This window comes from Bradyrhizobium sp. SUTN9-2 (genome assembly GCF_003122645.1).
Taxonomy (GTDB): domain Bacteria; phylum Pseudomonadota; class Alphaproteobacteria; order Rhizobiales; family Xanthobacteraceae; genus Bradyrhizobium; species Bradyrhizobium yuanmingense.
Window position 1 is genome coordinate 6,396,339 of record NZ_LAXE01000001.1, and the last position, 18,252, is coordinate 6,414,590.

At 64.7% G+C, this 18,252-nt stretch carries 21 protein-coding genes; 11 read left to right on the top strand and 10 right to left on the bottom strand.

Going from position 1 to position 18,252, the window contains the following annotated elements; genetic code table 11:
- Positions 1–48 precede the first annotated feature (48 nt).
- The 3 genes from XF30_RS29605 to XF30_RS29615 form a co-directional block, all read right to left on the bottom strand.
- On the bottom strand, positions 49–1,263 hold the full coding sequence (locus XF30_RS29605; protein ID WP_036004014.1) for an acyl-CoA dehydrogenase: 1,215 nt from the start codon (positions 1,261–1,263) through the stop codon (positions 49–51).
- A 135-nt stretch (positions 1,264–1,398) separates the two neighbouring features.
- Complete coding sequence (ribB, locus tag XF30_RS29610; RefSeq protein WP_036004011.1) at positions 1,399–2,475, bottom strand: 3,4-dihydroxy-2-butanone-4-phosphate synthase; 1,077 nt, start codon at positions 2,473–2,475, stop codon at positions 1,399–1,401.
- Between the two features lie 189 nt (positions 2,476–2,664).
- Entirely contained in the window at positions 2,665–4,395 is a 1,731-nt protein-coding gene (locus XF30_RS29615; protein ID WP_109144629.1) for a cation:proton antiporter, read from the bottom strand.
- A 67-nt stretch (positions 4,396–4,462) separates the two neighbouring features.
- Here XF30_RS29615 and XF30_RS29620 point away from each other — a divergent pair, with 67 nt between their 5' ends.
- Together XF30_RS29620 and XF30_RS29625 are read left to right on the top strand one after the other, a co-directional pair.
- Positions 4,463–4,990 carry a DUF3124 domain-containing protein gene (locus XF30_RS29620; protein ID WP_192893285.1) on the top strand — a complete coding sequence of 176 codons (528 nt, stop codon included), beginning with the start codon at positions 4,463–4,465 and terminating at the stop codon, positions 4,988–4,990.
- A 52-nt stretch (positions 4,991–5,042) separates the two neighbouring features.
- The gene (locus XF30_RS29625; RefSeq protein WP_109144630.1) at positions 5,043–6,275 is read left to right on the top strand and encodes an aminotransferase-like domain-containing protein; all 1,233 of its coding nucleotides are present in this window, start codon (positions 5,043–5,045) and stop codon (positions 6,273–6,275) included.
- A gap of 20 nt (positions 6,276–6,295) precedes the next feature.
- Here XF30_RS29625 and XF30_RS29630 read toward each other — a convergent pair whose 3' ends face one another.
- The gene (locus tag XF30_RS29630) at positions 6,296–6,568 is read right to left on the bottom strand and encodes a helix-turn-helix domain-containing protein (protein ID WP_036031024.1); all 273 of its coding nucleotides are present in this window, start codon (positions 6,566–6,568) and stop codon (positions 6,296–6,298) included.
- Positions 6,569–6,727: 159 nt separating this feature from the next.
- Here XF30_RS29630 and XF30_RS29635 point away from each other — a divergent pair, with 159 nt between their 5' ends.
- On the top strand, positions 6,728–7,180 hold the full coding sequence (locus XF30_RS29635) for a hypothetical protein (RefSeq protein ID WP_192893286.1): 453 nt from the start codon (positions 6,728–6,730) through the stop codon (positions 7,178–7,180).
- A 102-nt stretch (positions 7,181–7,282) separates the two neighbouring features.
- On the top strand, positions 7,283–7,522 hold the full coding sequence (locus tag XF30_RS29640; protein WP_109145899.1) for a hypothetical protein: 240 nt from the start codon (positions 7,283–7,285) through the stop codon (positions 7,520–7,522).
- A gap of 61 nt (positions 7,523–7,583) precedes the next feature.
- Here the strand turns inward: XF30_RS29640 and XF30_RS29645 are convergent, their stop codons facing one another.
- From XF30_RS29645 to XF30_RS29665, 5 genes are all read right to left on the bottom strand, one after another.
- The gene (locus tag XF30_RS29645; protein WP_109144632.1) at positions 7,584–8,402 is read right to left on the bottom strand and encodes an aldo/keto reductase; all 819 of its coding nucleotides are present in this window, start codon (positions 8,400–8,402) and stop codon (positions 7,584–7,586) included.
- A gap of 256 nt (positions 8,403–8,658) precedes the next feature.
- Complete coding sequence (locus tag XF30_RS29650) at positions 8,659–10,224, bottom strand: alkaline phosphatase D family protein (RefSeq protein ID WP_109144633.1); 1,566 nt, start codon at positions 10,222–10,224, stop codon at positions 8,659–8,661.
- Between the two features lie 112 nt (positions 10,225–10,336).
- Positions 10,337–10,753 (bottom strand): hypothetical protein, encoded by a 417-nt coding sequence (locus tag XF30_RS29655; protein ID WP_109144634.1) that lies wholly within the window; start codon positions 10,751–10,753, stop codon positions 10,337–10,339.
- A 109-nt stretch (positions 10,754–10,862) separates the two neighbouring features.
- Positions 10,863–11,864, bottom strand: coding sequence for an NAD(P)H-dependent flavin oxidoreductase (locus XF30_RS29660; protein ID WP_109144635.1), 1,002 nt, complete (start codon positions 11,862–11,864; stop codon positions 10,863–10,865).
- A 61-nt stretch (positions 11,865–11,925) separates the two neighbouring features.
- Positions 11,926–12,663 (bottom strand): SDR family oxidoreductase, encoded by a 738-nt coding sequence (locus XF30_RS29665; protein WP_036003972.1) that lies wholly within the window; start codon positions 12,661–12,663, stop codon positions 11,926–11,928.
- A 173-nt stretch (positions 12,664–12,836) separates the two neighbouring features.
- Between XF30_RS29665 and XF30_RS29670 the strand changes: the two genes are divergently transcribed.
- Positions 12,837–13,301 carry a winged helix-turn-helix transcriptional regulator gene (locus XF30_RS29670; RefSeq protein ID WP_036031008.1) on the top strand — a complete coding sequence of 155 codons (465 nt, stop codon included), beginning with the start codon at positions 12,837–12,839 and terminating at the stop codon, positions 13,299–13,301.
- Positions 13,302–13,325: 24 nt separating this feature from the next.
- Here the strand turns inward: XF30_RS29670 and XF30_RS29675 are convergent, their stop codons facing one another.
- On the bottom strand, positions 13,326–13,700 hold the full coding sequence (locus XF30_RS29675; protein ID WP_036003959.1) for a PRC-barrel domain-containing protein: 375 nt from the start codon (positions 13,698–13,700) through the stop codon (positions 13,326–13,328).
- 145 nt (positions 13,701–13,845) lie between these two features.
- On the opposite strand from XF30_RS29675, the gene XF30_RS29680 reads away from it, so the two are divergent.
- The 6 genes from XF30_RS29680 to XF30_RS29705 all read left to right on the top strand — a co-directional run bounded on the left by XF30_RS29680 (position 13,846) and on the right by XF30_RS29705 (position 18,089).
- Positions 13,846–15,633 carry a thiamine pyrophosphate-requiring protein gene (locus XF30_RS29680; RefSeq protein WP_109144636.1) on the top strand — a complete coding sequence of 596 codons (1,788 nt, stop codon included), beginning with the start codon at positions 13,846–13,848 and terminating at the stop codon, positions 15,631–15,633.
- Positions 15,634–15,641: 8 nt separating this feature from the next.
- Complete coding sequence (locus XF30_RS29685) at positions 15,642–15,869, top strand: hypothetical protein (protein WP_036003954.1); 228 nt, start codon at positions 15,642–15,644, stop codon at positions 15,867–15,869.
- An 86-nt stretch (positions 15,870–15,955) separates the two neighbouring features.
- Positions 15,956–16,510, top strand: coding sequence for a DUF4142 domain-containing protein (locus XF30_RS29690; RefSeq protein ID WP_036003951.1), 555 nt, complete (start codon positions 15,956–15,958; stop codon positions 16,508–16,510).
- A 159-nt stretch (positions 16,511–16,669) separates the two neighbouring features.
- Entirely contained in the window at positions 16,670–17,257 is a 588-nt protein-coding gene (locus XF30_RS29695; RefSeq protein ID WP_109144637.1) for a phosphatase PAP2 family protein, read from the top strand.
- Entirely contained in the window at positions 17,254–17,601 is a 348-nt protein-coding gene (locus XF30_RS29700; RefSeq protein WP_036030998.1) for a DUF3147 family protein, read from the top strand. Before XF30_RS29695 ends, XF30_RS29700 begins: the two co-directional genes overlap by 4 nt.
- On the top strand, positions 17,601–18,089 hold the full coding sequence (locus XF30_RS29705; RefSeq protein WP_109144638.1) for a DUF3147 family protein: 489 nt from the start codon (positions 17,601–17,603) through the stop codon (positions 18,087–18,089). Before XF30_RS29700 ends, XF30_RS29705 begins: the two co-directional genes overlap by 1 nt.
- Positions 18,090–18,252: the final 163 nt, after the last annotated feature.

Here is an 18,252-nt window from a genome sequence, read left to right on the forward strand (position 1 = left end):
CGGGCGATGACAGTTGAGCAAGCTAGCCGCGGCGGAAAAACACAGTGACTAGAAAAACGCCTGAATGCCCGTGATCGCGCGGCCCAGGATCAGGGCGTGGACGTCGTGGGTGCCCTCGTAGGTGTTGACCGTCTCGAGGTTATGGACGTGGCGCATCACGTGATACTCGATCGAGATGCCGTTGCCGCCGTGCATGTCGCGGGCGGTGCGGGCGATGTCGAGGGCCTTGCCGCAATTGTTGCGCTTCATGATCGAGATCATCTCGGGCGCGAACTTGCCCTCGTCCATCAGACGGCCGACGCGAAGCGAGCCCTGCAGGCCGAGCGCGATCTCGGTCTCCATGTCGGCGAGCTTCTTCTGCACCAGCTGGGTCGCGGCGAGCGGCTTGCCGAACTGCTTGCGGTCGAGCGTGTATTGACGGGCGCGGTGCATGCAGTCCTCGGCGGCGCCAAGCGCACCCCAGGAGATGCCGTAGCGGGCGCGGTTGAGGCAGCCGAACGGGCCCTTGAGGCCGGACACGTTGGGCAGCAGGGCGTCCTCCGGGACCACGACGCCGTCCATCACGACCTCACCGGTTATGGAGGCGCGCAGCGAGAGCTTGCCGCCGATCTTCGGCGCGGACAGGCCCTTCATGCCCTTCTCCAGCACGAAGCCGCGGATCTGGTTGTCGTGCGCGGCCGACTTGGCCCAGACCACGAAGACGTCGGCGATCGGCGCGTTCGAGATCCACATCTTGCTGCCGGTAAGGCGATAGCCGTCCGACACCTTCTCGGCGCGGGTCTTCATGCCGGCCGGATCGGAGCCGGCATCGGGCTCGGTCAGGCCGAAGCAGCCGACCCACTCGCCGCTGGCGAGCTTGGGCAGGTACTTCTTGCGCTGGTTCTCGTCGCCATAGGCGTAGATCGGGTACATCACCAGCGAGGACTGCACCGAGTTCATCGAGCGATAGCCGGAATCGACCCGCTCGATCTCGCGCGCGACGAGGCCATAGGCGACGTAGCTCGCATTGGCGCAGCCATATTCTTCCGGCAGCGTGATGCCGATCAGGCCGAGCTCGCCCATCTCGTTGAAGATCTCGCGGTCGGTCTTCTCCTCGAGATAGGCCTTGGAGACGCGCGGCAGCAGCTTGTCCTGCGCATAGGCGCGGGCGGTGTCGCGAACCATGCGCTCGTCTTCGGTGAGCTGCTCGTCGAGCAGGAACGGATCGTCCCACTGGAAAGAAGCCGCAGCCGGCTTGTCCTTGGCCTGAGGGCGCACGCTCATGAAACGTCCTTTCGCGTCTGGTTCCGTCGATAATTGCCCGACAAAGTAAAGCGCCGCGGCAACAAGTTCAATTGCATCCTGGCTTGGTCGTTCCGGGGTGGCGCTTTCAGCGCGACCGGGAGAAGACAATGCGTGTCAGCTTTCGAGCTGCTCGTTGGCGACGATCTCGATGCCGAAGCCCGATAGGCCCTTGTAGTCGTGCACCGACGAGGTGAGATGCCGGATCGAAGTCACGCCGAGGTCGCGCAGGATCTGCGCGCCGACGCCGACCTCGCGCCACTGGCGGTTGCGGTCGGCCTCCGTCGACGTCTCGTCCGGCAGCGGCGAAACGGGCACGCCGGCCGCGCCGTCGCGCAGGTAGACCAGCACGCCGCGGCCGGTCTTCTTGAAATGCTCGAGCACGGCGGCCATGCGCTTGTGGCCGGTGAAGGTGTCCTTGACGATGTTCGGCTTGTGAAAGCGCGTCAGCACGTTCTTGCCGTCGCCGACCCCGTTATAGACGAAGGCGACGTGGGCGATGGAATCGAACGGCGAGCGGTAGGCATAGCCCTGCAAGGGACCGATCGGGCTGTCGGTGACGAAGGTCGAGACCCGCTCGATCAGCTTCTCGCGCGCCTGGCGATAGGCGATCATGTCCGCGATGGTGACGTGCTTGAGCTTGTGCCTGACCGCGAATTGCGCGACCTGCTCGCCCTTCATCACGCTGCCGTCGTCGTTCATGAGTTCGCTGATGACGCCGACCGGCGGGAGGCCGGAAAGCTTGCAGAGGTCGACCGCGGCCTCGGTGTGGCCGGAGCGAAGCAGCACGCCGCCGTCCTTAGCGATCAGCGGGAAGATGTGGCCGGGCCGGGCGAAGTCGTTGGCGCCGACATTGGGATTGGCGAGCGCGCGGCAGCACGAGGCGCGCTCCTCGGCGGAGATGCCGGTGCCGCCGTCGGGCTTGTAGTCGATCGAGACCGTGAACGCGGTGGTGTGCGCGGAATCGTTGTGGGCGACCATCGGATCGAGCCGCAGCCGGCGCGCGTCCTCGGTCGTCACGGGCGCACAGACGATGCCGGAGGTATGGCGGATGATGAAGGCCATCTTCTCGGCGGTGCACAGCGAGGCGGCGACGATCAGATCGCCCTCGCCCTCGCGGTCCTCGTCGTCGGTGACGACCACGAGCTCACCCCGAGCAAAGGCCTGCAAGACTTCCTGAACGCTATCGGGCATTTCCCAATCTCTATCGGTTATGGCCGGGAGGCTTAGCCGGACTTGGGTCGGGGCGCTAGTCTCCCCAGCGCAACCACATATGTCCGAGGGCGGGCCTGCCGATGGGTTTCAGGCTTGCACCGGGCATACCAGCGATATAGGCGCAGATTGCCCGCAAGGAAGGCGGGCAAGGAAGGCGGCCCGACGCCGTCAGGGCAGCACCTCGCGGCGCTCGCCGAGGCGCTGATCGAGCTCGGCGCGCTTGTCCGCGAGCAGGCCGGCCTGGGCGGCTTCGATCACGGTAAACAGCTCATGTGCATCGCTGAGCCGGGTCACGGTGACATAGCTGGCGCCGGCCTCGTAGAGCGCGCCGACGTCGGCCAACAGGTCGGCCGTGGCGACGATCAGGGCGGTCGGATTGAGCGCGCGGACGTGACGGACCAGCTTCTCGTTGGTGGCGCCCTTCAGCAGCGAATCCGGCACGCTGAGGATGATCATCTCGGACTTGCCGACGCCGGCATGGAGCAGCGTGTCGGCGCTGCTGATGTCGCCATAGATCACGTGCAGACCACGTGAAAGCAGGGTCTGGTACACATTGGGGTTGAAATCGACCACGGTGATCTGCTCCAGCAGCACCGGTGCCTGCCGTTCGATCTCGGCCAGCAGCGCACTCGCCGCACGGAAAAAGCCGAGGATGACGATGCGGCGGGCCTCGCCATGGCCGCCCCCGTGGCCCTCCTCGGCATGGCCGTTGCCATGGTCGAGATCGCGCAGGCCGATCCGCTTCAAGGGGCCGATCGCCCAACGGGTGATCTCGTCGCTGCGGGTCATCACGAAGGTCGAGAGCACCGCCAGCACCACGAAGGCGAACGAAGCCGCATTCGCCGTCTCGGCTGCGATGTGGCGGTCCGCGACGCCGGTCTGGATCACGACCAGCGAGAACTCGGAGATTTGCGCGAGGTTGAGCGCCGGTAACAGGCTGGCGCGCAGGCCCTGCTTCATCAGATAGAGCGGGATGAAGGTGGTGACGAGGCGGCTCACCACCGTGAACGCCGCGATCATCAAGGCGAGGCTGATGACCGAGAGGCCGGGCACGGGAATGGTCATGCCAAGCGCGACGAAGAACAGCGTGATGAAGAAGTCGCGCAGCGTGGTGACCTTGGCGGTAACATCGAGCGCATAGGGGAAGGTCGAGAGCGAGACGCCGGCGATCAGCGCACCCATCTCGCGCGACAGCGACAGTTGATAGGCGGTCTCGGCGACGAGAAAGCACCAGGCGAGCGCGCCGAGCAGGATCAGCTCGGGCCGCCGGGCGATCTGGTGGAACACGCGCGGCAGCACGTAGCGGCTGACCAGAAGCGCGGCCGTGACCAGCACCGCGACGCGGCCGATCGAGAGCAGGATGACGCTGACCTGCAGATTGGCGAGACTCGGCTGCACCGCCAGGAACAGGATGGCAAAGATGTCCTGGAGCACCAGCACGCCGAGCGTGATGCGGCCCGGCAGCGTATCGAGCTCGCGCTTCTCGTAGAGCACCTTGACGATGATGACCGTGCTCGACAGCGCGCAGGCGACGCAGAGATAGACCGCATCGAAATGCCCACCGCCGAGCGACAGGCCGATGCCGACGAAGAACAGAAGCCCGAGCAGACAGCCGCCCAGCAGCTGGCTGCCCGCCGCGAACAGGATCACCCGCCCGGCCCGAACGATCTTCTTCAGGTCGATCTCGAGCCCGATCATGAACAGCATGAAGATCAGGCCAAGCTCGGAGATGACGCTGATCGATTCCTGCGAATGGACCCAGCCGGCGCCGAATGGACCTATGCAGAAGCCGGCGATAAGGTAGGCCAGGATCAGCGGTTGCCGGGAGAAATGGGCGAGAAGCCCCAGCATCCAGGCGAACAGAATAGAGAGTGTGATATCGCGAATGAGCTCATGCATGCCAAATTGGTCCGTTTTGCCGCACCCTAGAGGTGGGTTGCGGTGCGACAAGCGAGCAATTCGTCACATGCGGAATGGGCTCTTCGCAGTCATGCTGCTCGCTCCCCTCGCCTTTGCCGTGCCCGCCGCCGCGCAATCCAAGGTCAGTATCGAACAAAACTTTGCCGATTCGCTCACCACGCCGCTGAAGGAGGACCTCGCCGTATCCGGCGGTTTCTACGTGCCCGCCTATTCCAGCGTCGCGATGAGCCAGGGCAAGCTGCGTGTCGACTTCTCGGTGACGCTGAGCGTACACAACGCCTCCGAGACCCAGCCGCTGGTCATCAAACGCATCGCCTATTTCGACACCGCAGGCAAGCAGGTCGAGAGCTATCTGAAGACGCCGGTGGCGTTGAGGCCGCTCGCCACCGTCTCGATCTTCATTCCGACCGACGACGTGCGCGGCGGGACCGGCGCCAATTTTCTGGTCGACTGGGCCGCCACGGGCGAGATCGCAGAACCCGTGGTCGAAGCCTTAATGGTTGGCGGCATCGCCAACGCGCATTACGCTTTCATCAGTCAGGGCCGTCCGACCAGGACGGCCGGCAAGAAGTAAGGCGGCCGGTGCAAAGCCGACGCTCAACAAGAACAAAACGAGGAACGCTCCCATGACGTCCAGCTTCGATTTCGCGCCCCTGTTTCCAGCAGGGCTGCCGGCCCCGTCTGCGCGCTGGACGGGCCTTGCCAAATACAGCTTCGTCGGCGGCAACAACGATTCCGAACAGGTGCCGCTCGACGAGCTGATCGAAGCGGCCGACACGGTGCTGCGGCGCGAGGGCCGCTCGCTCGCCACCTACGGTCTGGCGCATGGTCCGCAGGGCTACCTGCCGTTGCGCGAATTCCTGGTGACGAAACTCAAGCGCGACGCCGGCATCAGCTGCACGGTCGACGACCTCCTGATCGTCTCCGGCTCGCTGCAGGCGCTCGACCTCGTCAACGCCACCCTACTGACGCGCGGCGACACCGTGATTTTCGAGCAGGAGAGCTATCAGGGCTCCCTGACACGGCTGGCGCGGCTCGGCGTCAACGTCGTCGGCATTCCCCTCGACCAGGACGGCATGCGCATGGATCTGCTGGCCTCCGCGCTGGCCGACCTGAAGCGCCGCGGCATCCGGCCGAAATACATCTACACGATCCCGACGGTGCAGAATCCGACCGGCAGTATCATGCCCGAGAGCCGCCGCACCGAGCTGGTGCGGCTCGCGACCGAATATGGCGTGCCGATCTTCGAGGACGATTGCTATGCCGACCTCATCTGGTCGGGGCAGCGGCCGCCCGCGATCTACGCGATGAGCGAGAGCGGCGGCGTGATCCATATCGGCTCGTTCTCCAAGTCGATCGCGCCGGCGCTGCGCGTCGGCTTCGTCGTGGCGCCCTGGGAGGTGATGTCGCGGATGCTGTCGCTGAAGACGGATGCTGGCTCCGGTGCGCTGGAGCAGATGGTGCTAGCCACCTATTGCAAGCCGCATTTTTCAACTCACGTGCCGGCCCTGACCAAGGCGCTGCGCACCAAGCTCGACACGCTCATGGAAGCGCTCAACGAGCAGTTCGGGACCGCCGCTGAGTTCGAGGAGCCCAAGGGCGGCATCTTCCTCTGGGTGAAGCTGCCCGACCAGGTCGATACGCTGAAGCTGTATCAGGCCGCGCTCGCCGCCGGCGTCTCGATCAATCCGGGGCCGGAATGGTCGACCAGCAAGGGCCATTCCGCCTCGCGGCTGCGGCTGTGCTTTGCCAGCCCCACGCACCAGCAGATCCGCGATGGCGTCGCCGTGCTAGCCGAAGTCTGCCGCAAGGAGTTTGGCGTGCCCGCCCGCAGCGCCAATGTGGAGAAGCGAGCCTGAGGCCCAGTCCGGACGTCTCCTCACGCCGCCTGTGGCTGACTGCCGTGAATCGCGGAAGCCAGCCGCAGCAACAGGACGATGGAGACGTTGCCTTTGCCGGCCTCGATCTGGGCGATGTAGCGCTCGGAAATCCCCGAGCGCCGGGCGAGCTCCCGGCGCGACAGATCGCAGCGCATGCGTGAGGATCGCAACCGATCGCCCAGCTCGCTCAGAAACGCGGCCTCGGAATAAGGCGGTACGGCACAGCTCCCCGGCAGTACTTCGCCCGCAAAATCCATGACTTGATTCAGCATTGCTCTATCCACGTTCGCCTTCGGGAAACGCCATCTTATCTTCGAACCGCCCCGCCTCATTGACGCGGATCAAATTCGCGGGCGATCGGCAGCCGCCGTGGCAGGGCCGCGCGCGGGATGCTAAACTTTGGAATTGTTCGAGGCGGGGTTTTTCAGGACATGATGCGTTGTTCGGGCCGCTGGATCGCGGCTGCGGTGCTGTGGGTCGCGTTCACCCCCACGGCTGGTGCCGAGACGCTGGCCGTGACCGTGGAGCAATGGGGCCTGCTCGGCTCCTGGGCGGTCGATTGCTCGGGTAGGCCCGACCGCGACCAGGGCGCGCGCTTGACTTACGAAATCCGGAAAGACGGCCGTGTGATGTACCGGCGCGATTTCGGCGAGGCCAGGGACGAGAACGAGGTGGTGTCCGCCACGGTCAATGCCGAGGGCCTGCTCAATGTCATGGTGTACTTCCCCTCGCTGCATCAGGCCCGCGAGTTCGGGTTGCTGTTGCAGAAGGACGGCAGCCTGCGCGCGATCTACAATCGCGGCGAGCGCGGCGAGTACACGATCAGCAACGGCAAATACGTCGCCAGCGGTGCGCCGACGCCCGCGCAGCAGCGCTGCGATTAGCACGCCTTCGTCTGAACATCCGTTCAGAATTCTCTCCCCGCTCCTCCGGAACGTTCGCGCAAATCTGCGGTTTAGATGTGCATTCGTTTGGAGGAGGACATCATGACGAAGCTTGGTTATGTGTTTGCGGCTCTCGGTGCGCTCGTGATCGCGGCGCCGACGCTCGCAAGTGCGGAGACGGTGGTGATCAAGCGCAGCGGCGGCTATCATCATCATCACCACGGCCCGTACGGCGCCCGCGCCGAATTCCGCGGACATCGTCATCATGGCTGGCATCGCCACCATCGCGGCGACAAGGTCGTCGTGATCAAGCGCAGCCATCGCCATCACCACTGGGACTAATGCGCAACGCGACAAGGAAATGGCCCCTCACGGGGCCATTTCTATTGCCCGATCACTGCAGCTAATCCCACGCCGGCGCGAAACCTGGATTGACGCAGCGTCTGTCCTTCGCCAGCGCGGCGATCTTCTCGCGGTCGGCATCGTCGAGCGTGATCTTCAGCGCGTCGAGATTGGCCTGCTGGCTCTCGCGCCGCGAGGCCTTCGGGATCGCGGCGACGCCGTCCTGGTCGAGCAGCCATTTCAAAGCGACCTGCGCGGCGGTGGCATCGTGCCGGGCGCCGATGTCGGCCAGCACCGGATCGCTCGCGAAACGCCCTTGCGCCAGCGGACAATAGGCAACCAGCGGGATCGACCTCGGCTGGAGATAGGCAAGCACCTTCGATTGATCGAGCATGGCGTGATATTCGACCTGGTTGCAGGCGATCGGCGCCTTGATCTCCTCGACCGCGACCTTGAGCAGCGCGGTGGTGAAATTGGCAACGCCGATGGCGCGCGTGCGCCCCTCCTCCTTGAGCGTCATCAGCGTTTCGAACACCGCCCCCCAGTTCGCGGCCTTCGACGGCCAATGCGCGAGATAGAGGTCAACATGGTCGAGCCGGAGCTTCTTGAGGCTGGCGTCGAAAGCGCGGCGGATCGCATCGGAGCTGAGGTTCTCGTGCCAGACTTTCGTGGTGACGTGCAACTCGCCACGCGACACGCCGGACGCGGCGATGGCCGCGCCGATCGCCTCCTCGTTGGCGTACATCTCGGCGGTATCGATGTGGCGATAGCCGATCGAAAGCGCGCTCTCGACCGCGGCACGGCAGGCATCGCCCTGCATGCGGAAGGTGCCGAGGCCGAGCTTGGGCATGCTGATGCCCTGTGTTTTCAGATGATCCATGCAACAGGCTCCTGAGCAATTCAGCCCACCGGATCGCGCGGCGATGCCGCGTGAGCAGACTTTTCGGTGATGGAAAAGAAGTGGCGGGACCCCTCACCCTAGCGCGGGAGGAGCAAAGCGGCCAATCAAGATCGGGTTAGCAATGCCTCTCCATCGTCATGGCCGGCTTGTCCCGGTCATCCACGCATTGCCACGCGGCACGAAGAACGTGGATGCCCGGGACAAGCCCGGGCATGACGACTGGCGCGCCGCAACCTCACCAATGCTGCGCCACGACCGCGGGTTGCACCTGCGGCTGCGGCACGATGTCGACCGACCAGAGGTCGCGATTGTCGACGTCCTTCAGGGTCACCGTCATCACGCCGCTGTGGCCATCGATGTCGACCCGCCCGAAGAACTGCAAGCCGAAGCAGGGCGCGAGATTCTCGCCTTGCGCAGCGCTGCAGCCATGCTGGTACATCGCGACCGGGCCGAAGGTGTCGTCGAGCTCGCCCGGTCCCCAGCTGCCGGCATGCAGCGGGCCGGAGACGAACTCCCAGAACGGCTCGAAATCCTTAAATTGCGCCTTGTTCGGATCGTAGTAGTGCGCGGCGGTGTAATGCATGTCGGCGGTGAGCCAGACGATGTTGCGGATACCGGCGCGCGTGATGAATGCGAGCAGATCGGCGATCTCGTGCTCACGCCGGTCGGGCGGCCCATCGCCGAGCGCAACGGCATCCAGGCTGATCAGGCCGATCGGCAAGTCGGCCGCGATCACCTTCCAGGTCGCGCGCGAAGCGGCGAGCTCGCGCTTGAGCCAGGCGAGCTGCTCGGCGCCCAGGATCCAGCCGCGGTGATCATCGCCCTTGTTCCAGCTCTCGTCGCGGTAGCTGCGCATGTCGATCATGAAGACGTCGAGCAGCGGGCCGTAGGCGATCTTGCGATAGATGCGGCCGTGCCGCGCGCCGATGTCGCGGATCGGCATGAAATCGAAGAAGGCCCGGCGGGCGTGCGCGACCAGGCGTGGGGTGCCGTCGTCCTCGTGTCCGGTCTCGTCATAGGTCCCGATCGGCGACCAGTCGTTGGTCACCTCGTGATCGTCCCACTGCGCGAACATCGGCACCTGCGCATGGAAGGCGCGGAAGTGCTCGTCGAGATGGTTGTATTTGTAGTTGCCGCGGAACTGCGCCAGGGTGTGCGCCACCTCCGATTTCTCTTCGGTGACGATGTTGCGCCAGGTCTCGCCGTTCGGCAGCTTCTGCTCGGAAGGGATCGTGCAGTCCGCGTAGATGTGATCGCCACAGTGGATGAAGAAATCCGGATTGTTATCGAGCATGGTGCGATAGCTGCGATAGCCGCCGCGGGAGACGTCGATGCCCCAGCCCTGGCCCGCGGTGTCACCGGACCACAGAAACGAGATCGACTGGCGCGCTGCCGGCGCGGTGCGGAAATGGCCGACGCGGCTTTCGCCGACGAGTCCGGTGGCGATGTCGTCGAAGCGGACGCGGTAGAAGATGTCCTGCCCGGGCGGCAGATCCGCCAGCAGGAGTTTTGCAGTGAGATCGGCAGCGGGCAGCGCATCGCCGGAGGCCGAGACGATGATGGTCTTGAAGCTCTCGACCATGGAGCATTCCACCTGCATCCGCGCGGGCCGATCGGCGCGCGCCCAGATCACCGCGGAGCCGCCGGAGACATCGCCGGACTGGATGCCGCCTGCGATCTGCGGCCGATCGGCGGCGCGGCTCAAATGAGGCTTCGCGAGCGCGGCGATGGCGAGACCGGAGGCGGAGCGGACCAGGAACTGCCGCCGGGTCCAGGCGCGCGAGGCGCGGAGCGTTGCCATTCAGGAGACCTTCGTCGAATCGCGACGGAAGGTGCCTGCGCTCCTTGACTGCCAGCTTACGGTTTCTTGACTCCGCGCCTACGGTTTTGCGACGCGGGGATGACGGCTGTGATCACCGCTTCCAGTTGCAAATGCCGCCAGAGCGGCATGGCCAGGTCTGGATGCGGGTGTCCATCGCCTGCGCATCGAGCGGGTTGCCGCGGCGTGCTAGCTTGGCGCGGGCCGCCCCGCGCGACGGTGCGCTTCTGGCATGCGCGCTCTTCGGCTCGGCCACACGAACACGTTCGGCGGCAACCTTCTTCGGCACATCGACCGGCTCAGCACGCGCCTGCGCTTCGTTCGCGCCACGCGCTTCGAGCGCGACCGGCGCGAAGTGCGTCTCCGGCCCGAGACGTTTCGGCGACAGCACCGCCTTGGAGAGATCGAGACCGAGATATTCGCCGGGCTTGTAGTCGTCGGCGCGCGCAACACCGGCCCCTGCGACCAGGAGGGCGAGGGCAATTGCGAAGGGAACGCTTTTCAGGACCACGGACGCCTCCTGAAATCGATTTATGAAAGGGGCAATTTACCCCTATCTAGGAGGCGCCGCGCGTAATTCCAGCGGTCAGATGCCGCCGTGGTTAAGAAGTTTGACGGTGTCAGGCGACCTTTCGCGCAGCGTCCGTCCCGTCCAGGAACCCCATCAGGCGGCTGCGGATGATGGTTTCAGCCTCGCCCATGATGCGATCGATGAGCTCCTTGCAGGAAGGAATGTCGTGGATCAGGCCCGCGACCATGCCGCAGCTCCAGGCACCGGCGTCCATCTGGCCGTCCAGCATGATCTTGGGATAGACGCCCGCGACCTGGTCGTGGATGTCGTCGATCGTGAGCTTGGCGCCCTTCTCGCGCTCGATCTCGAGCAGGCGGTCGACATTGGCGTTCTTCAGGACGCGCTCGGTATTGCGCAACGCCCGCATGATCAGGCGGGTGTCGAGCTCGGTGGCTGCGACCAGCGCGTTCTTGACGTTCTGGTGCACCGGCGCTTCCTTGGTGGCGATGAAGCGCGTGCCCATGTTCATACCGGCCGCGCCCAGCGAGAGCGCCGCGACCAGGCTGCGACCATCGGCCATGCCGCCGGAGGCGACGAACGGGATCTTCAGCTCTTCCGCCGCACGCGGCAGCAGGATCATGTTGGGAATGTCGTCCTCGCCGGGATGGCCGCCGCACTCGAAGCCGTCGACGCTGACGGCGTCGCAGCCGATGCGCTCGGCCTTCAGCGAGTGGCGCACCGATGTGCATTTGTGGATGACCTTGATGCCGGCGGCCTTCAGCGCCGGCATGTAGGCTTCCGGGCTGCGGCCCGCGGTCTCCACCGCCTTGATGCCGCCCTCGACGATGGCCGCGATATATTCCGGATAAGGCGGCGCCGAGAAGGCCGGCAGGAAGGTGAGGTTGACGCCGAACGGCTTGTCCGTCATGTCGCGGCAGCGCGCGATCTCCTTGGCGAGCAGCTCGGGCGTCTTCTGCGTGAGACCGGTGATGATGCCGAGCCCGCCGGCATTGGAGACGGCAGCGGCCAGCTCGGCGAAGCCGACGAAATGCATGCCGCCCTGGATGATCGGGTGCTCGATGCCGAACAGTTCGGTGATCGCGGTCTTCACTGAAAATCCTCCCGGTTTTGCTTGATGTTGAGCTCAGTCTAGCCGGACTTTCTCGCGGCGGTCACCATTTCTCTCCGAAGGGGCGGATCTCCATCTCGAAGGTCCAGGCGCTCTTCGGCTGCTGGTAGAGCTGCCAATAGGCGCTCGCGACCGATGACGGCGGCATCAGGAGATCGGGATTATCGAGCGCATTCGGCCCGAGCGCCTCGAGCCGGCGCTGGCGCACCCATTCGGTGTCGACGCCGGAATCGATGATGAGATGGGCGACGTGGATGTTCTTCGGCCCGAGCTCGCGCGCCATCGCCTGCGCGACCGCGCGCAGGCCGAACTTGGCGCTGGCGAAGGCGGCATACCCGCTGCCGCCGCGCAAGCTCGCGGTCGCACCCGTGAAGAAGATGTTGCCGCCGCCGCGCGGCAGCATCAGCCGCGCTGCCTCGCGCCCGGCGAGGAAGCCGGAATAGCAGGCCATCTCCCACACTTTCCGAAACACGCGCTCGGTGGTGTCGAGGATCGGGAAATTGACGTTGGCGCCGACGTTGAAGATGCAGACTTCGAGCGGTGCATGCTTGTCGGCGTCGTTCAGGAAGGCGATGACCTCATCTTCCTTCCGCGCGTCGAGTGAGCGGGCGTGGATCTCGCCGCCGGCGGCTTCGATCTCTTGCACCAGCGGCGCCAGCTTATCGCCATTGCGGCGGCCGGCGAAAATCGAGAACCCTTCGGCGGCAAACTTCTTGGCGATCTCGGCGCCGATGAAATCGCCGGCTCCGATGACGGCCGCAGTGGCGTTTCGCTTGGACAAGACCGCCTCCTCCCATGGGCCGCGCTGCGAGCGCGCGGCATTTATGTGCCGGAGGCTATAGTTCAAAAATAGAACTGTCAAACTGAGCGGCTGAATGTTAGCTTCTAGTGAAAATCTCTCTGATCGATCAACTTAGTTCCTTTTTCAGACTGACGACTTGCAGGAACCGCATCATGAAATGGGACACGCTGGAGGAAGAGCCCTGCTCGCTCGCGCGCACCGTCGCCGCGATTGGCGACCGCTGGACGCTGCTGATCCTGCGCGAGTGCTTCCTGCGGGTACGGCGGTTCGAGGCGTTTCAGTCCTCGCTGCAGATCACACGCCATCTGCTCTCGGAGCGGCTGAAGAAGCTGGTCCGCTTCGGCATCCTGCGCCGCGTCCCCTATTCCGAAGCACCGAAGCGTTACGAATACATCCTCACCCAGAAGGGGCTCGACCTCTACCCGATCATCATGGCGATGGTGCATTGGGGCGACGCCCATATGGGCGACGAGCGCGGCCGCCCGCTGCTGCACGAGCACAAGAGCTGCGGCAAGCTGTTCGATCCCGTAATGGTGTGCTCGGAATGCGGCGAGGTGCTGCATGCCAAGCAGGTGCATGTGCATGCGGGCCCGGGGCGGAGAGAAGCGGCGGAGTGAGTGAGGCGCCGCGCCTCTCAAAGCTCAAGCGAAGGGAACACCGTAATAGGAGTTGATGCCGCGCACGGCGGCGTCGTCACTCCAGTTCCAGTCGGTCTTCTCACCGTATTTCGGCGCGCCTTCCAGATCCTTGGCGGTGATCGCAGTCACGTAACCGCCGAGCTCGGTGTCGTACTTCAGCGACTGCCAGGGCAACGGATAGTGATCATTGCCGAGACCGAGAAAGCCGCCGAAACCAAGCACCGCATATGAGACCTTGCCGCTGATCTTGTCGATCATGACCCGTTCGATTGAACCGATCTTGTTGCGATCGGCACCGTAGACCGCGGTTCCCTCGACCTTGTCGCTTCCGATCAGCCGGCCCATCTCGTTACGGTCCAGTTCGCTCTGATTGAGCATCGTTATTCTCCACTCAGCCATTTGTGAATCAACCGAAAGGGGTGCGCGATCGTTCCGGCGCGTGTTCCGGAAATGCTTGGGAACATCGCCACAAAGAACCGGTTCTCTGAGGCTATCGAGGCCGCAACAGAGAAAGCCGCCCGCAATGTCCCAGACCGTCTCCGACTTCATCATTCAGCGCCTGCACCAATGGGGCGTGCGCCACATCTTTGGCTATCCGGGCGACGGCATCAACGGCGTGTTCGGTGCGATGAACCGGGCCGACGGCAAGATCGGCTTCGTGCAGGCGCGGCACGAGGAAATGGCGGCATTCATGGCAACCGCCTACGCAAAATTCTCAGGTCAGCTCGGCGTCTGCATTGCGACCTCCGGTCCCGGCGCCTCGCATCTCGTCACCGGGCTGTACGATGCGCTGCTCGATCACCAGCCGGTGCTGGCGATCGCCGGCCAGCAGTCGCGCAACGCCCTCGGCGGTCAATATCAGCAGGAACTCGACCTCCTCTCGATGTTCAAGGACGTCGCCGGCGCCTATGTCATGCAGGCCTCCTCGCCTGCGCAGGTGCGGCACCTGATTGATCGGTCGGTGCGGATCGCACTGGCGCGGCGGACTCCCACCGTCATCATCTTGCCCAACGACTTGCAGGAGGAGAATTACGAGGACCCGCCCCGTGCGCACGGCACGCTGCATTCCGGCGTCGGGTACAGCCCACCTAAAGTCGTCCCTCGTGATGCCGATCTCGACCGCGCCGCGGAGATCCTCAATGCCGGCAAGAAGGTCGCGATGCTCGTCGGCGCCGGAGCGCTCGGTGCAACCGACGAAGTCATCGCGGTCGCCGACCGGCTGTCGGCCGGCTGCGCCAAGGCGCTGCTGGGCAAGGCGGCGCTACCCGACGACCTGCCATGGGTCACCGGCTCGATCGGCCTGCTCGGCACCGAGCCCAGCTACAACATGATGATGGAATGCGACACGCTGCTGATGGTGGGCTCGGCCTTTCCTTACGCCGAATTCCTGCCGAAGGAAGGCAGCGCGCGTGGCGTGCAGATCGACATCGATGCCAGCATGATGTCGATCCGCTTTCCCATGGAAGTCGGCCTCATCGGAGATGCCGCCGAGACGCTGCGCGCATTGCTGCCGCGGCTGAAGCCCAAGAGCGACGGCGCCTGGCGCCAGGGCATTCAGGACGACGTTACGACGTGGTGGAAGACTTTGGATGGCCGCGCGCATCAGCCCGCCGCCCCAGTCAATCCGCAGCTCGTCGCCTGGGAATTGTCGCCGCGCCTGCCCGACCGCGCCATCATCACCAGCGATTCCGGCTCATGCGCCAACTGGTTCGCCCGCGACCTGAAGATGCGGCGCGGCATGACAGCCTCGCTCTCCGGCGGGCTCGCCTCGATGGGCGCTGCGGTGCCTTACGCGCTCGCGGCCAAATACGCCCAGCCCGACCGCCCCGTGATTGCACTCGTCGGCGATGGCGCCATGCAGATGAACAACATGGCCGAGCTGATCACCGCGGCGAAGTATTGGCGCGACTGGAAGGACCCGCGTTTCATCGTCTGCGTCTTCAACAACGAGGACCTCAACCAGGTCACCTGGGAGCAACGCATCATCAACGGTGATCCCAAGTTCGAGGCGTCACAGCGCATTCCCGACGTCTCCTATTCGCGCTTCGCCGAGCTCGTCGGCCTGCGCGGCATCTTCGTCGACAGCCCACAGCTGCTCGGCTCGGCCTGGGAACAGGCGCTAACAAGCGAGATGCCCGTCGTGCTGGAAGTGAAAACCGATCCCGAGGTGCCGCCGCTGCCGCCGCACATCACCTTGCAGCAGGCGAAGAACTTCTCGCTCGCCCTGATGAAGGGCGACCCGAACGAGAGCGGGATGATCAAGGGAGCAGCGCGGCAGGTGCTGGAATCGATCCTGCCAGGAAAGCAATGAGGCGAGCCATGAGTGATTTCCGCGACATCCGGCACGGCGTCAACGATCCGGTCGACGGTCTCGACGTCAAGCGCCGGATCAGTGACAACCCCACCTCCCACGAGCAGGCGCAGCACCACGCGGACGTACGGGCCGACGCGACCGCCACGGCGGCCGAACCGTTCCTGCCCGAACGGCTTCGACGCAAGCCGACAGATCCCATCAATCCGCGCACCGGACGGAATCGCGCGGATTAGCCGTTAGGAACCTCGGCCCCGGCGGCGTGTTGGTCGCCGCACGTCGCCGGCAAGCGGCCACGCGACCTTTTCGGAAGGATTTGACCATGAAACGCACAATCATCGCTCTTGCCTGCATGATTCTCGCAGGCCCTGCCCTCGCCCAGTCGCTGGGCGAAAAGACCGGCGTGAATTCGGCGCTCGGCGTTGCGCCTGCGACCGCGGACTTCGTGACGCAGGTCGCGATCAGCGACATGTTTGAGATCGAATCGAGCAAGCTCGCCCAGCAGAAGGGCAACGCGGAAGAGAAAGCCTTCGCGCAGCAGATGATCACCGATCACACCAAGACGAGCAACGAGCTCAAGGGACTGGTCGGCAATGGCAAGGTGCAGGCCAAGCTGCCGACGGCGCTCGACAGCTCGCATCAGAGCAAGATCGACAAGCTCAAGAATGCGAGCGGCAAGGATTTCAGCTCGGACTACAATTCCTATCAGGTCAGCGCGCATGAAGATGCCGTGTCGCTGTTCGAGCGCTACGCCAAGGGCGGCGACAATGCCGAGCTCAAGGATTGGGCCGGCAAGACGCTCCCGGCGTTGAAGCACCACCTCGAGATGGCCAAGAACCTCGGCAGGGCACCAAGCGTCGGCCAATCCAGCAAGTAACGCATTGCTGAAAGGACGCCGGCCCTCCGGCGTCCTTCCTGACGCGCGATGAGAACGTCATCGCGCTGCCGCTGGGCGGTGCCTGCCGGTTGAGCCAGGAACCTTCTTTGTTTCCAGGCTTTACAAAACTGTCATGGAGGAACAGTCGCCGACGGACCGATGGCCCTTGTAACAGTCAAACCCACCCGGATCGATACGGCGATCGCCAACGAGATCGCGCACAATACCAAATCGGGGCTCGAGCATGCCGCCCAGGCCATGACGTGGGCCGCCGACGAGCATGTCCTGGTTGCGCTCGCGGCAGCAGGATGGCTCTACACCCGCCTCCGGCACCCGCAGCAGCGCCCCGTTGCCGATCACGTCCTGATCGTGTCGCTGGCGACGGCCGTGTTACCGCATGTCTTGAAATCCGTGTTCGATCAGACGAGGCCCGACCGGCTGACGGTGAGCGGCCATGGGCGCGGTGTTCCCTTTTCGGGGCGCGCGCATGATGCATTTCCCTCAGGTCACGCCGTGCATATGGGCGCCCTTGCCTCGGCCGCGGGCCTGTTGCCGCCGGCCCCGCGCAACCTGGCGCGCTCCTTTGCGGTAGCGCTGTCCCTGACGCGTGTCGCGCTGCTCGCGCACTGGGTCAGCGATGTCGTGGCAGGTTTCATGCTGGGCATCGTTGTCGAGCGCCTGTTCCGGCCGTTCACGATGGCGAAGTCACGGCAGCGGCAGCGCAAGGGCTCGGGGGGACAGCCATGACTGAATATCTCGTGCGCTTCGTCGCCGGCGGCCTGATCGTATCCGTCTTCGCGATCCTCGGTGACATGCTGCGGCCGAAGAGCTTTGCCGGGCTGCTCGGCGCCGCACCGTCGGTGGCGCTTGCCACCCTCGCCATCGCAGTGGTCCAGCACGGCCCGCAATATGCTGCGGCCCAGAGCTGGACGATGATCTATGGCGCCGTCGCGCTCGCCTGCTACAGCGTCGTCGTCTGCCACCTCCTGATGAGGTTCCGTTTCGGCGCGCTTCCAGCCACGATCCTCGCCTTTGCCGCATGGCTCGTTGTCGCCTTCGGCCTGCTCGCCGGCCTGGGAGGTGCCGCCTGATGCTGGTGAAGCTATCGACATCGGCGCTGAAACAGACGCGGTGGTACGAGTACGCCATTCGCTTCGTGCTCGGCGGCGGTGCGACGGTGCTCGCGGGCGTTATCGGCTCGAAGTCCGGCCCGTCCGTCGGCGGGCTCTTTCTTGCTCTTCCGGCCATCTTCTGCGCCAGCGCGACGCTGATCGAAAGCCACGAGCGTCACGCCAAGGAGAAGGCCGGCCTGAGCGGGCGGCGTCGCGGACAGAAGGCCGCGGCGCTCGATGCTGCCGGCGCCGCGCTCGGTAGCATCGGCCTCGCCGCGTTCGCCGCTATCTTCCATTTGATCGTCGGGTCAAGCGTCGCGCTCGCTTTTTTCGCCGCGATGACGGTCTGGGCCATCGTGTCCGTGTCGGCCTGGTGGCTCAGGCGCAAGCTTCGCAATGTCTCCCACAAATCGCGCCGATCAGGCCATTCGCCGTCGGCAACGGGCTCTCGCTTCGCAAAGCCTTAAAGCGCGATGAGATTTGGATGAATCGTCATCGCGCTTTAGATTGTTGTTTACGCATGATCTTTGCAGAAAACCGCTTCACACTTTTCCGGATCATGCCCTAGCTCGCTTTCGCTCCCGTCGAAGGCTGCGATTGCGGCGGCTGAAGGCCCGGGCTGTTGGCCCA